Raw genomic sequence first — 13,446 nt, 5'->3', positions numbered from 1 at the left:
CGAATTATTACGAGGAGCGCGTCCAGGCCGCCTTTCTTCGGAAAATCTAACGTTTCTCAGCCCAGCGTCACGGTCGGCACCGGGTTGCTCCCGCTCCACGACGCGTTGAGCCCGAAGCTCACCGAGCCGCCGTCCGCGACGGTCCCGTTGTAGGAGGCGTTGCCACAGCTGACCGCCGCGCCGGACTGGGTGCACGTGGCGTTCCACGCCTGCGTGATCTGCTGCCCGGCGCCGTACGTCCAGGTCACCTTCCAGGACGACAGCGAGGCACCCGAGCAGGAGATCGTCACGTTCCCGGTGAACCCGGTGTTCCACTGGCTCTGCACGCCGTACGCCGCCGAGCACGCCCCGGTCGGCGGCGGTGTGCTCGTCCCGCCGAGCGCCTCCGCGATCCCGTAGTACGCCGGTTTCGGCGCGTAGTTCGCGTCGTACGGCGTCGCCGCCCCGTACCCCGGGAAGGTGCTGTCGACCCAGGAGTCGGAGTCGGTGAAGCCCCAGACGGTGAGGTTCACACAGCGGGTCACGGCCACGCAGGCCGCCGTCACCGCCTTGTAGTCGGCCTTCTGCTGGGCGAGCTTGGCGCTGTCGGCAGGCAGTGCCATCCGGATGTCCAGCTCGGTGATCGCCACGTCGACGCCGAGGTCGGCGAAGCGCTGGATGTTCTGCTGGAGGGTGGAGGGGACCTGGCCGAGGATGAGGTGGGCCTGGAGACCGACCCCGTCGATCGGAACGCCTTGTTCCTTCAGGGACTTGACCAGGTTGTACAGGGCGGTGGACTTCGCGTTGACGCCCTCGACGTTGTAGTCGTTGATGTACAGCTTGGCGGCCGGGTCGGCGGCGCGGGCGGCGGTCAGGGCCTGCGCGATGTAGCCGGAGCCGAGGCCGTTGTACCAGAGGGTCGAGCGGTAGGTGCCGTCCTCGTTGAACGGCTCGTTGACCACGTCCCAGGCGGCCAGCCGGCCCTTGTAGCGGCCGACCTCCGTCGCGATGTGGTCGTTGAGCAGCGTGCTCAGCTGGGCCGGGGTCCAGGTGCCGTTCGTCAGCCAGCCCGGGTTCTGGCTGTGCCAGACCAGGGTGTGGCCGCGCACCTGCTGACCGTGCGCCTCGGCGAAGGCCACGATCTGGTCGGCCTCCGTCCAGTTGAAACTGCCCCTTGTCGGCTCGACCGAGCCCCACTTCATGGCATTGCCGGGCGTCAGCGAGTTGAACTGGGCCCCGGCGATGTCGCCGTAGGTCCCGGTCAGCTTGGAGCCGGTGACCGCCGTGCCCATGACCTTGCCCTTGGCGGTGGCGAGGTCGCGGAGCGGGGTGTCGGCGGCCTGCGCCGCGGGCGCCGTGAACAGCATCGCGAGGCTGGTGACGAGCGTCGCCAGGGATAAGCCGGTTCTCAGAGATCTCATTGCGGGTGCCTCCGAAAGTTTCGGTCGTGCAACCGATTGGCTTCGGGGCAGTGTGGGGCGGCACGGAACACCCGTCAATACAGCAACACCTCTTCACAGCTAAGCCGCTTCACAGCTAAGCCGCTTCACAGCTAAGCCGCAGGAGGCGCCCCCGTGCTGCTGCGCACCACCAGGCTCGTCGCCAGTTCCACCCGGGTCGCCGTCCCGGCCCCGTCCTCGCGGGCCAGGTCGAGCACCAGCTTGGCCGCCGCCTCGGCCATCTCGGTCAGCGGCTGCCGTACGGTCGTCAGCGGCGGCCCGACCCAGGGCGCGACCGGCAGATCGTCGAAGCCGACGACGCTCAGGTCCTCCGGGATCCGCAGCCCCAGCTCGCGCGCCGCCTCGTACAGCCCGAGCGCCTGGATGTCGTTCCCGGCGAACACGGCGGTCGGCCGGTCCGGGCGGCGCAGCAGTTCGAGCCCCTGCCGGTAGCCGGCCTCGTGATGGAAGTCGCCGTGCCTGATGAGCTCGGGGTCGACCGGCAGCCCGGCGGTCTCCAGGGCCGCCCGGTAGCCGTCGATCCGGGCGCGGCTGCACATCATGCGCGAGGGCCCGCTGATCGCGCCGATGCGGGTGTGGCCGAGGTCGACGAGGTGCCGGGTGGCAGCGAGTCCGCCCTGCCAGTTGGTCGCGCCGATGGAGGGCACGTCGGCGCCGGGGTCGCCGGCCGGGTCCATGACGACGAAGGGGATCGAGCGGCTGGTGAGCAGCGCCCGCTGGGACTCGTCGAGCCCCGACAGCACGAGGATCACCCCGTGCGGCCGCCGCGCGGCGACCTGGTCGGCCCAGGTCCGCCCGGGCGTGAGCCGCCCCGCGCTCTCGCTCAGGACGACGCTCAGCCCGGCGTCCCGGGCGACGTTCTCCACGCCCCGGATGACCTCCATCGCCCAGGCGCTCTCCAGTTCGTGGAAGACCAGGTCGATCAGGGGCGAGCGGCTCGCCTCGGCCCGGCGGCGCCGGTAGCCGTGGGCGCGCAGCAGTTCCTCCACGCGGGTGCGGGTGGCCGGGGCGACATCGGCGCGGCCGTTCAGCACCTTCGAAACAGTCGGCGCCGAGACGCCGGCCTCTCGGGCGATCTCGGCAAGCGTCGCGGTCTGCGTGGACCGCCCTGCCGTCCTGGTTTCAGCGGGCTCCGGGGGTGTCATGGCGGCGATCGTATCCCTGCACGACCTCTTGACGAACCCTTCTCACCCGCCTAGGTTCCCAAAACATTCGGCATGCATATCGAAACATTCGCTGCGACCTTCGTTTTTCGTTAGGGACATTCGAGTTAGGGACATTCGTGAGGGCCCTCACCCTGACAGGAGTTTCATGACCACCGCCCCCTGGCGTGACCCCGCCCTGCCCGCCGCCGCCCGCGTCGACGACCTCCTCTCCCGGATGACCCTCGCGGAGAAAACCGCCCAGCTGTACGGCGTGTGGGTCGGCGCCAGCACGGACGGCAACGGCGTCGCCCCGCTGCAACGCGAGATGACCGCCGACTACGACTGGGACGAGCTGATCACCCAGGGCCTCGGCCAGCTCACCCGCCCTTTCGGCACCGCCCCCGTGGACCCGGCGCTGGGCGCGCGGGCACTGGCCCGCGCCCAGCGCCGTATCGCGGCGGCGGGCCGCTTCGGCATCCCGGCCCTCGCCCACGAGGAGTGTCTGGCGGGCTTCACGGCCTGGCAGGCCACCGCCTATCCGGTCCCGCTCGCCTGGGGCGCGAGCTTCGACCCGTCGCTGGTGGAGGAGATGGCCCGGAACATCGGCCGTGACCTGCGCACGGTCGGCGTCCACCAGGGCCTCGCCCCGGTCCTGGACGTGGTCCGCGATCCCCGCTGGGGCCGGGTCGAGGAGACCATCGGCGAGGACCCGTACCTGGTCGGCACGGTCGGCGCCGCCTATGTGCGGGGCCTGGAGTCGGCCGGGATCGTCGCCACGCTCAAGCACTTCGCCGGGTACGCCTCCTCGGCGGGCGCCCGCAACCAGGCACCGGTGCGCGCGGGCGTCCGGGAGCTCGCCGATGTGACCCTGCCGCCGTTCGAGCTGGCGCTGCGCGAGGGCGGGGCGCGCTCGGTGATGGCCGCGTACAACGAGACGGACGGCGTGCCGGCCTCGGCGGACCCTGGCCTGCTGACCCGGCTCCTGCGCGAGGACTGGGGGTTCACCGGCACGGTGGTCGCCGACTACTTCGGCGTCCGCTTCCTCCAGTCCCAGCACCGCGTCGCCGGCACCAAGGCGGAGGCGGCCCACGCGGCCCTCACGGCGGGCCTCGACGTCGAACTGCCCACCGTGGAGTGCTTCGGCAAGCCGCTCCTGGAGGCCGTAGAGGCGGGCGAGGTGCCGGAGGACCTGATCGACCGCGCGGCCCGCCGGGTCCTGCTCCAGAAGTGCGAGCTGGGCCTGCTCGACGAGGACTGGAACCCCGAGCCGCCCGCCCGCATCGACCTCGACTCGACGGCGAACCGCGTGCTGGCCCGCCGCCTGGCCGAGGAGTCGGTGGTCCTCCTCGACAATCCCGACGGCATCCTCCCGCTCTCCCCCGACACCAGGATCGCGGTGGTGGGCCCGAGGGCTGCGGACGCGCTGGCGATGCTCGGCTGCTACTCCTTCCCGTCCCACGTCCTCACCGAGCACCCCGACATCCCGATGGGCATCGGCATCCCGACCGTCCTGGAGGCGCTGCGCGCCGAACTCCCCGACGCCAAGGTCACGTTCGCCGAGGGCTGCGACACCTCCGCCCCCGACACCTCCGGCTTCGAGGAGGCGGTGGCCCGGACCTCCGAGGCGGATGTGTGCGTGGCGGTACTGGGCGACCGGGCGGGCCTGTTCGGCCGCGGCACGTCCGGCGAGGGCTGCGACGCGACGGACCTCCGGCTGCCGGGCGTCCAGGCGGAGTTGCTGGACACGCTGGTCGCCACGGGCGTCCCGGTCGTCCTGGTCCTGCTGACAGGCCGCCCGTACGCACTCGGCCGCTGGCAGGGCCGACTGGCCGCCGCCGTACAGGCGTTCTTCCCGGGCGAGGAGGGCGGCCCGGCGGTGGCGGGCGTCCTGTCCGGCCGCGTCAACCCGTCCGGCCGGCTCCCGGTGAGCGTCCCGCAGCTGCCGGGCGGCCAGCCGTGGACCTACCTCCAGCCCCCGCTGGGCCTCGCGGGCGAGGTCAGCAACCTGGATCCGACCCCGCTGTACGCGTTCGGGCACGGGAGGTCGTACACGACGTTCGCATGGGAGTCCGAGGCCGCCGACACAAGGATCGGCACGGACGGCTCGTACGACATGACGGTGACCGTCCGCAACACGGGCGAGCGCGCGGGCGCCGAGGTCGTCCAGCTGTATCTGCACGACCCGGTGGCGTCGGTGACCCGTCCGGACGTCCGGCTGATCGGCTACCAGCGCGTGGAACTGGCGCCGGGAGAGGAGTCCCGGGTGACCTTCCGCTTCCACACCGACCTGTCGTCCTTCACAGATCGTTCACTCCGGCGGGTCGTCGAACCGGGCATCCTGGAACTGCGGCTGGCGGCCTCCAGCACGGACGTACGCCATACGGCCCGGCTGGAACTCACGGGCCCGGTACGGGTGGTGGGGGCGGACCGCGTGCTGCGCTGCGAGACGGAGGTGTCGGGACCGGCCTGACCCTCCGCGCCTGGGGGAGGGTCACCATGGACAGATACGTCCACCACGAACTGCGTTCCGTGTACACCGCGCTGGCCGCTCTCGCCGTCAGCCTGGCGGCGACGAGCGGCGTACACGGGGCGCCGATGACGGCGTACGGGGTGGGCCGGTTCGCGCTGGGCCTGGTGGCCTTCGCGGTGGTGTGCACGCTGCTCGGGGCGACCCGGCTCAAGTGGGTCGGCGAGATACGGGACTTCGAGGCGGCGATCCCGCTGCCGGAGGCCCCGGCGAAGAGCATCGGCCTGCGCCGCCACCCCCTCAACTGGTGGCTCTTCACGGTGATGACGGTCCCCACCCTCGTCCTCGCCATCGCCTGGGCCCCCTGGATCGCCCTCCTCCCCCTCTGGCCGGCCTTGGCCTGGCTGGGGCAGATCTGGCTGGCGGTGGACTGGGAGCGGCGCAACGGACGGGTGCTGTGGCGGGGCGCGGACTCGGACGCGCCGTGGAAGCTGGCGTACTCCGTGGGCGTGCCGAGCCGCAACGGCGCGGGGGCACCCGCGGGGACGACGCCGGCGTAGCCCCCGAGCGCCACCCCAAGCGTCTGCCCCCTGTGGCACAATCCGCCGACGCACCAGAGCGCGACGGGGGCACACGATGGACCAGGGCATATCCGGCAGACCCTCCACGGCCGACGAACAGCCACCCGCCACGGCCGGCGAAGAGACACCCTCCGCGCTCCGCGAGTGGCCCCTCATCGCCGCCATGCTCGCCCTCGCCGCGCTGATACCGCTCGCCTCCGGCGTGGCCCTGCCGATCGTCCTGGCGAAGGCGGACAACCCGACGGCGGCCCTCCTGCCCCTCACCCTGACGCTGCTGAGCATCCTCGGCGCCGTAGTGGCCCGCAGACGCCTGCCCGGCCAGGCGATCCGCCCCCGGGACGAGCCGGAACTGGCGGCCCTGGTCCAGGACGTCGCCGAGCGCCTCGGCTTCCGGGCCCCGCTCCTCGTCCGGGTCGTCCCGGACGTACAGGCCTCCCTGAGCCGCTCCACGGTCTCCGGCATCCGCGCCTACGTCCTGGTCCTCGGCCTCCCCGTACTGCGCACCCTGACCGCCGACCAGCTCGCGGCGGTCGTCGCCCACGAACTCGCGCACGAACAGCACGTCGGCCACCGCCGCACGTCCTGGCTGCTCCTGGCCCGCAGCGCCCTCACGGCCGAACTGAGGCCCCGCTTCCGCCCGTTGGCCCCCCTGGCCACCCCGCTCCTGCGCGCCACCCAGCCCCGGGTCTGGCGCACGGAGACCGACTCCGACGCCGACGCGGCCCGCCTCGTCGGTACGGCGACGACGGCCGCGGCGCTGGAACGCTCGATCCGGCTCGACGCGCTGTACGAGGGCCTCGGCCTGCACTGGTGGCACGCCCTCGGCCGGCACGACGGCGGCACCTACCCGCAGGACTTCTACGACGCCCTGGACACCGCCCTCCACGACCCGCACGTCGTCCGCAGCACGGTCCGCGCCATCGCGGAACACGACGCCCTCGACCCCTACGCCACGGCCGACCACCCCCCGCTCGCCCGCCGCCTGGCCGCCCTCCCGACCGCCGACGCCGTCACGACGTACGGCGACGAGCCCCTGCCCCTGCGCACGGGCCCGGCCCTGGAGCGCTGGTGCGTCGGCCAACTGGCCGAGCAGGCGAAGCCCCGCCGCGCCCGCGGAGCCCGGGGCACCAAGAACAGGGCCAAGGCGGCCACCCCGCGCCCGATCCCCCTCCTGGCCCTCCCACCCGACCGTCTCCGCCAACTCCTCGACGACAAGGGCCCGTTCCCCCTCCAGCAGGCGACCCGTCAGGACTCCCCCGCCCAGGCCCTGACCGCCGCCCTGGACGCCGTCAGCGACGGCAGCTGGCCCCGCCTGGCCCGCCGTATCGAACCCGGCGTACGCCACCAACCCGCCTCCGTACGAACGGCGTTCGCCCGGACCGTCCTGACCGGGGCGATGATCCTGGCCCTCGCCCCGGTGCTCGGCGACGCCGGCTGGACCCACCCGAGCCGCTGGCGCACCAGCGTGCTGGCCTCGCCCGAGGGCAGGGTCGTCGACCTCAGCGAACTGCTGACGGCGGCCGTGGAGAACGGCGACACGGCCCCCGTACGGGCGCTGCTCGCGGCGGAGGTGACCGCATGAGCCGTACCACCAGCCCGGTGGGCGACCGCCAACGCCCCCTCCGCACGGCCCTGTTCGGGCTTGCCGTGACCCTCGTCGGATACGCCCTGTTCGCCGCCTGGCTGGGCGGGCACGTGTACGCCCACGAGCACGCCCGGGAGCACACCGCGACCACGTTCGGCGAGATCGTCGAGCGCGGCGTCGGAACCGACGGCGACGATGTCCTCGTACGGTGGGAGGACAAGGCGGGCCGCACCCACACGGAACGCTTCCCCGACCAGGGCTCGGCCGCCTACCCCCGCAAGACCCTCTTCCTCGTGGCCTACGACCCGACCGAGGAGAACCCGCACGGCCGGCCCATGGACTGGCGCGACCTCCCCGACGAGGACGCGTCCGAGGACGAGGACGAGGACCTCCTCGACGCCACCGCGTTCGGAGGGTTCGTCGCGGCCGCCCTCTGCGCCGCCTGGGTCCTCCGCGGCCTGCGCTTCCGCGTGGCGGCCCACCGGCCGGGCCGTCCGGCGACGGCCCTGGTACGCATCGGGGAGCGCAGGGCGGGACCCCTCGGGCAGGGCCTGCCGACGACATGGCTCGTCCTGGACATCGACGGCGAGGCGGCCGGGGGCTCACGCTGGCAGCGAGTCATGTGGCACCCCGCGCTCGACGACCTCCCCGACCGCGTCCCGGTCACCGTCCACGGCCACCGCCGCGCGGTGATCGTCCTGCCGGACGGCACCCGGCTAGTCCCGCTGGGCCGCCTGCGCCGCGCCGCACCCTCCCACACGCCCCTCGAAGCCCCCTCGACGGTCCGCGGCGACCTCCGCGACGCCTTCGTCATCCCGGCCGGCACCGTCGTACGCCCCGCCCACTCCTGGTGGCGCCCCGCCCTCCCCTTCACGGCGACCGGCGCACTCCTGGGCACCCTCGCGGCCTTCCTCAACACGGGCGGCACCCTGACCTCCGTGGTGGCCTGCGCCCTGGCCTTCTCGACCCTGCTGACCTCGGCGTGGGCCCTGTCGGCTCCCCAGCCGTGACCCCGTTTGGCAGTGGCGCTGGTACTTCTGGTGGGACTGAGCCCCCGCTAGCCCTCCACCGACTCGAACCGCCACCGATGCACGGCCCGGCTCACCAACTCACCCTCGGGCTCGGGAAGTTCGGGCAGCTCGGCGTCAAGTTCCGCGTCCCACCACGTGATGACGAGCACCCGGTCCTCAGGCGCCCGAAAGGTCTCCCGCCGCAGCGGCGCGGCGGGAAGCCCCTGCTCCCGCGCCCAGGCGAGCAGTTCCGCGCCCCGTCCCTCGACGGCCCGCGCCTCCCACATCAACGCGACCGTCACGAGTACAGGTTCTCCTTGCTGACCTCGTGCACATGGTCGTGGCCGGGGACATGCGGATCCGTCACCGGGAGCGAGGAGTCCGCCGACAGGTCCCAGCTGGAGGCGGGCCGGTTCCGTGCGACCATCTCCGCGCCCAGCGCGGCCACCATCGCCCCGTTGTCCGTGCACAGCTTCGGCCGCGGCACCCGCAGCCGGATCCCGGCGGCCTCGCACCGCTCCTGGGCGAGCGCCCGCAGCCGCGAGTTGGCGGCGACCCCGCCGCCGATCATGAGGTGGTCGACGCCCTCGTCCTTGCAGGCCCGCACGGCCTTCCGCGTCAGCACGTCCACGACCGCCTCCTGGAAGGACGCCGACACGTCCCGCACCGGCACCTCCTCACCGGCCGCCCGCTTGGCCTCGATCCAGCGGGCCACGGAGGTCTTCAGTCCGGAGAAGGAGAAGTCGTACGCCGGGTCGCGCGGCCCGGTGAGCCCGCGCGGGAAGGCGATCGCGTTCGGGTCGCCCTCCTTCGCGTACCGGTCGATGACCGGACCGCCCGGGAAGCCGAGGTTGAGCACCCGGGCGATCTTGTCGAAGGCCTCGCCGGCCGCGTCGTCGATGGTCGCGCCGAGCGGCCGTACGTCCGTGGTGATGTCGGTGGACAGCAGCAGCGACGAGTGCCCCCCGCTCACCAGCAGGGCCATCGTCGGCTCGGGAAGGCTGCCGTGCTCCAGCTGGTCGACGCAGATGTGGGAGGCGAGGTGGTTGACCCCGTACAGCGGCTTGCCCAGCGCGTACGCGTACGCCTTCGCGGCGGATACGCCGACCAGCAGCGCCCCGGCCAGCCCCGGACCGGCGGTGACCGCGATGCCGTCGAGGTCCCTCGCGCTCACCCCCGCCTCCTTCAGCGCGCGATCGATGGTCGGCACCATCGCCTCCAGATGCGCCCGCGAGGCGACCTCGGGCACGACCCCGCCGAAGCGGGCGTGCTCGTCGACGCTGGAGGCGATGGCGTCCGCGAGCAGGGTGGTGCCGCGGACGATGCCGACGCCGGTCTCGTCGCAGGAAGTCTCGATGCCGAGGACGAGGGGTTCGTCAGCCATTGATCTCGGTTCCTTGTACGGAGGTTGAAGGGTCTGTCAGCCGCATGACGAGGGCGTCGACATTGCCGGGCTGGTAGTAGCCGCGCCGGAAGCCGATCGCCTCGAAGCCGTAGCGCTCGTACAGCTTCTGCGCCCGCACGTTGTCGATCCGGCACTCCAGCATCACCTCGGCGCACTCGAAGGCGGTGGCCGCGCGCAGCAGCTCAGTCAGCAGCAGCCCGCCGAGCCCGGTGCCCCAGTGGTCGCGGGCGACGGCGATGGTCTGCACGTCCGCCAGCTCCCCGGAAGCGGCGAGCCCGGCGTACCCGACGAGCCGCACGCCTCCCTCAGCGAGGGCCTCCTCGGCGACGACATAGCGCCGGGTCGCCGTGGCCCCCCGCGCATGCGCCAGCTCGGACCAGAACATGCCCCGCGACCAGGCGTCCTCGGGGAAGAGGTCCTTCTCCAGCTCCAGCACGGGATCGATGTCCCACCAGCGCATCTCGCGCAGCACGGCGGTCACTTGGGGGTGACCACCTTGTAGTTCTTCGGCACCTGGGCGTCGGGGCGGCGCAGGTACAGCGGTCTGGGGGCGGGGAGTTCCTCGCCCGCGGCGAGTCTCTCGGCGGCGAGAGACGCGAGCGCGGCGGCGGACACATGCTCGGGCGCGTGCGCGACGGGAAAGGTGTCCGGATAGAGAAGAGCCCCGGCCCCGACGGCAGGCAGCCCCTTCACGACCTCGGCGATATCGGCGGGCCGGTCGACGGCGGGCTCGGTGAGCCGGGTACGGGAGTCGGCGTACCGCGCCCAGTAGACCTCTTTGCGCCGGGCGTCGGTGGCCACGACGAAGGGGCCCTTCTCGACGTCGGCGGCGTAGGCGAGCCCGTCGAGCGTGCACACGCCGTGCACGGGGACGCCGAGGGCGAGCCCGAAGGTGTCGGCGGTCATCAGCCCGACACGCAGTCCGGTGTAAGGACCGGGTCCGATCCCGACGACGATGCCGGTGACGGCGTCGAGCTTCAGCCCGGCCTCGGCGAGCACACGGTCGACGGCCGGCAGCAGCAGCTCGCCGTGCCGGCGCGCGTCCACCTGGCTCGACGAGGCGATGACGTCCGTACCGTCGTGCAGCGCGACGGTCACGGCGGGGGTGGCGGTATCCAGAGCGAGCAAGAGCACGCAAACAGCCTACGGCTCCCACGCCGCGCACATCGCCGCCCCGGTCGGACGCCCGCAGACTGCTAACGTCGCGAAGGATCACGCCGTACGACTTCGAGGTGGACGACCGTGCCAAGCCCCAGCGCCGGGATCGTGACCGGACTCACCACGGCGGCCCTCGTCGCGGTCGGTGTCCTCGCCTACCAGGCCTCGGCGACGGTCCCGGCCTCGCTCGGCACCTCGCACAAGACGAGCGACGCCGCTGCGGCCGCCTCCAAGGCGCCGCGCGACACGAAGCACCCCGGCGCGCTGCCCGCCGGTTCCGGCAAGGGTGAACGGGTCGTGTACTCGGTGGACGACGACCGGGTCTGGCTGGTCGGGCCGGGCAACAAGGTCCAGCGAACCTTCGAGGTCACCCCGGGCACCGTCGACCCGACCCCGGGTTCCTACTACGTCACGTCCCGCTCGAACTCGGTCACCGGCACCGACGGCACCCCCATCGAACACGTCGTCCGCTTCACCAGCGTCGACGGCGTGACCATCGGCTTCAGCGCGGCCGTGGCCGGTTCCCTGCCGCAGAACGACCCCACGACGAAGACGGGCGGCATCCGGGAGTCCCGCAAGGACGGCGAGGCGATGTGGGACTTCGCGACGATCGGCCAGAAGGTGATCGTGATCCGCTAAGCGGCTTTACGCTGCTCGGCCCCGCGTGGCTGAAGCGTCTCCCGGTCGGGCACACGTGGCGGTGTCGAGATCGCGTTTGCCGCGGCACACGCCGCCAGCAGGTCACGCATGGGCACCGCGGACACCGCGCGCGGCGCCGCCTCGTCTCGTTCCGTGGCCGACATGGACGCCTCCTGAGCACCGGGGGCGGGCGTAGTTAGGTAGACCTAACTACGAACTGGATACCATGTGACCACGCGCACGACCGCAAATGCAATAACTTGCCGACGTCTTGTCGGAATATTCATCCACCGATCCTCAAGCGGCGAGAACCCCGAGCTCGACCGCCGCCCACCGCTCCCCGAGCCCGGTGAGCGTCACGTGCCGCACCTCGTCCGTGGTGTCCCCGACGGCCCGGTGGATCTGGACCTGGAGCCGGTCGTCGGTGAGCTCCTCGACCTTGCCCTCGCCCCACTCCACGACGATCACCGAGTCGGGCAGCGAGACATCGAGGTCGAGGTCCTCCATCTCGTCGAGCCCGCCGCCCAGGCGGTACGCGTCGACGTGGACGAGCGGCGGACCGTCCCCGAGGGACGGGTGCACCCGGGCGATGACGAAGGTCGGTGACGTGACGGCACCCCGCACGCCCAGCCCCTCCCCCAGCCCCCGGGTCAGCGTCGTCTTGCCCGCGCCGAGCTCCCCGCTGAGCATCACGAGATCCCCGGCGCGCAGCAGTTTGGCCAGCTTCAGGCCCAGCTCACGCATCTGCTCGGGGGAGGTGACGGTCAGCTCGGTCTCAACCGGGCTGTGCGGTGCTGCTGGTGCTTCCATAGCCACCCACGGTAGCCCCTGCCGGCACGGCACCCGCGCGGGTGAGGAGGTCGGCGAGACGGTCGGTGACCACTTCCGGGTGTTCCAGCATCACGAGGTGCCCGGCGTCCGGCACGAGCACCAACTCGGCGTCCGGCAGCAGACCGGCGATGGCCTCACTGTGCTCGCTCGGCGTGACGAGGTCCCCGATCCCGGCCAGCACCAGGACCGGGAAGTCCTTGAAGTGGGCGAGCGCCTCGGTCTTGTCGTGGTCGGTGAACGCCGGATAGAACTCGGCGACCACGTCGATCGGCGTCCCCTCGATCATCCGCTCGGCGAACCGGGCCACGGCCGGGTCCACGTCCCGGCTCGCGAACGAGTACCGCTTGATGATCCCGGCGAACAGATCGGCGGTCGCCTGCCGCCCCTTCTCCACGAGCTCGGCCCGCTGCCCCAGCGCCTTCAGCACCCCGGGCAGGATCCGCCGCACCGCGTTCACCCCGGCGACGGGCAGCCCGAAGTTGACCTCGCCGAGCTTCCCCGACGACGTACCGACGAAGGCGGTGGCCACGACCCGGTCCCGGATCAGCTCGGGGTACTGGTCGGCGAGCGCCATCACGGTCATCCCGCCCATGGAGTGCCCGACGAGCACGACCGGCCCCTCGGGCGCGGCGGCGTCGACGACGGCCTTGAGGTCGCGCCCCAGCTGCTCGATGTCGACCGGCACCCCGTCCCGCACCTGCCGCTCGCCCCGCCCGGACCGGCCGTGGCTGCGCTGGTCCCAGTACACGGTCCGTACGACACCTCGCAGCGCCGCCCGCTGGAAGTGCCAGGAGTCCTGGTTGAGGCAGTACCCGTGGCTGAAGACGACGGTGACGGGCAGCGGCGCCTTCCGCCCGAACAGCCGGCGCCGGCGCGGCGCTGACCCGCCCTCCGGCTCGACGTCGTCGACCTCGTAGTACAACTCCGTGCCGTCATCGGCGTACGCCTTGCCGGGCGTGCCGCGCAGCGAGCCGTACGGCCCGGCGGAGTCGAGCGCGAGCCGCGCCTTCTTCCGCATCCCGCGCCCGACGGTCATCCGCTCGATGGCGACACCGGCCGCCGCTCCCGCCGCGACCACGCCTATCGCGGCGCCCGCGATCCCCGTCGCCCGGCGCCAGTTCCCGGCCGCCCCCGTGGCGGAGGCGACGGCCAGCGCGGCCTCCGCACTGCTCTCGCTCACGTACCG

At 72.5% G+C, this 13,446-nt stretch carries 13 protein-coding genes; 5 read left to right on the top strand and 8 right to left on the bottom strand.

Annotated elements, in window-relative coordinates; genetic code table 11:
• Nucleotides 1–56: 56 nt before the first annotated feature.
• Entirely contained in the window at nt 57–1,400 is a 1,344-nt protein-coding gene (locus ABZ928_RS31280) for an endo-1,4-beta-xylanase (RefSeq protein ID WP_361526215.1), read from the bottom strand.
• Nucleotides 1,401–1,531: 131 nt separating this feature from the next.
• On the bottom strand, nt 1,532–2,584 hold the full coding sequence (locus ABZ928_RS31275) for a LacI family DNA-binding transcriptional regulator (protein ID WP_361526212.1): 1,053 nt from the start codon (nt 2,582–2,584) through the stop codon (nt 1,532–1,534).
• A 166-nt stretch (nt 2,585–2,750) separates the two neighbouring features.
• On the opposite strand from ABZ928_RS31275, the gene ABZ928_RS31270 reads away from it, so the two are divergent.
• The 4 genes from ABZ928_RS31270 (at nt 2,751) to ABZ928_RS31255 (ending at nt 8,227) form a co-directional block, all read left to right on the top strand.
• A complete protein-coding gene (locus ABZ928_RS31270) occupies nt 2,751–5,054 on the top strand; it encodes a glycoside hydrolase family 3 N-terminal domain-containing protein (protein WP_361526209.1) in 2,304 nt (767 codons plus the stop codon).
• Nucleotides 5,055–5,080: 26 nt separating this feature from the next.
• Entirely contained in the window at nt 5,081–5,611 is a 531-nt protein-coding gene (locus tag ABZ928_RS31265) for a hypothetical protein (protein ID WP_361526206.1), read from the top strand.
• Between the two features lie 76 nt (nt 5,612–5,687).
• Nucleotides 5,688–7,214 (top strand): M48 family metallopeptidase, encoded by a 1,527-nt coding sequence (locus ABZ928_RS31260; RefSeq protein WP_361526203.1) that lies wholly within the window; start codon nt 5,688–5,690, stop codon nt 7,212–7,214.
• Nucleotides 7,211–8,227, top strand: coding sequence for a hypothetical protein (locus ABZ928_RS31255; RefSeq protein WP_361526200.1), 1,017 nt, complete (start codon nt 7,211–7,213; stop codon nt 8,225–8,227). Before ABZ928_RS31260 ends, ABZ928_RS31255 begins: the two co-directional genes overlap by 4 nt.
• 47 nt (nt 8,228–8,274) lie before the next feature.
• Here the strand turns inward: ABZ928_RS31255 and ABZ928_RS31250 are convergent, their stop codons facing one another.
• Genes ABZ928_RS31250 through tsaB form a run of 4 tightly spaced genes read right to left on the bottom strand, consistent with a single transcriptional unit; the run spans nt 8,275 to nt 10,766 of the window.
• Complete coding sequence (locus ABZ928_RS31250; RefSeq protein WP_361526197.1) at nt 8,275–8,529, bottom strand: hypothetical protein; 255 nt, start codon at nt 8,527–8,529, stop codon at nt 8,275–8,277.
• The gene (gene tsaD / locus ABZ928_RS31245) at nt 8,526–9,611 is read right to left on the bottom strand and encodes a tRNA (adenosine(37)-N6)-threonylcarbamoyltransferase complex transferase subunit TsaD (protein WP_361526194.1); all 1,086 of its coding nucleotides are present in this window, start codon (nt 9,609–9,611) and stop codon (nt 8,526–8,528) included. The genes ABZ928_RS31250 and tsaD overlap by 4 nt, the downstream gene beginning before the upstream one ends.
• Nucleotides 9,604–10,092, bottom strand: coding sequence for a ribosomal protein S18-alanine N-acetyltransferase (rimI, locus tag ABZ928_RS31240; protein ID WP_361526703.1), 489 nt, complete (start codon nt 10,090–10,092; stop codon nt 9,604–9,606). The genes tsaD and rimI overlap by 8 nt, the downstream gene beginning before the upstream one ends.
• Before the next feature lie 17 nt (nt 10,093–10,109).
• A complete protein-coding gene (gene tsaB, locus ABZ928_RS31235) occupies nt 10,110–10,766 on the bottom strand; it encodes a tRNA (adenosine(37)-N6)-threonylcarbamoyltransferase complex dimerization subunit type 1 TsaB (RefSeq protein ID WP_361526191.1) in 657 nt (218 codons plus the stop codon).
• A gap of 108 nt (nt 10,767–10,874) precedes the next feature.
• Here tsaB and ABZ928_RS31230 point away from each other — a divergent pair, with 108 nt between their 5' ends.
• Nucleotides 10,875–11,429 (top strand): hypothetical protein, encoded by a 555-nt coding sequence (locus tag ABZ928_RS31230; protein WP_361526188.1) that lies wholly within the window; start codon nt 10,875–10,877, stop codon nt 11,427–11,429.
• A gap of 297 nt (nt 11,430–11,726) precedes the next feature.
• Here ABZ928_RS31230 and tsaE read toward each other — a convergent pair whose 3' ends face one another.
• Together tsaE and ABZ928_RS31220 are read right to left on the bottom strand one after the other, a co-directional pair.
• Nucleotides 11,727–12,239, bottom strand: a complete 513-nt coding sequence (gene tsaE / locus ABZ928_RS31225; protein ID WP_361526185.1) for a tRNA (adenosine(37)-N6)-threonylcarbamoyltransferase complex ATPase subunit type 1 TsaE — start codon at nt 12,237–12,239, stop codon at nt 11,727–11,729.
• A complete protein-coding gene (locus ABZ928_RS31220; protein WP_361526182.1) occupies nt 12,205–13,440 on the bottom strand; it encodes an alpha/beta hydrolase in 1,236 nt (411 codons plus the stop codon). The genes tsaE and ABZ928_RS31220 overlap by 35 nt, the downstream gene beginning before the upstream one ends.
• Between the last annotated feature and the right edge of the window lie 6 nt (nt 13,441–13,446).

The organism is Streptomyces sp. NPDC046909 (assembly GCF_040644695.1).
Lineage (GTDB): Bacteria > Actinomycetota > Actinomycetes > Streptomycetales > Streptomycetaceae > Streptomyces.
This window is presented reverse-complemented; position numbering and strand designations above follow the sequence as displayed.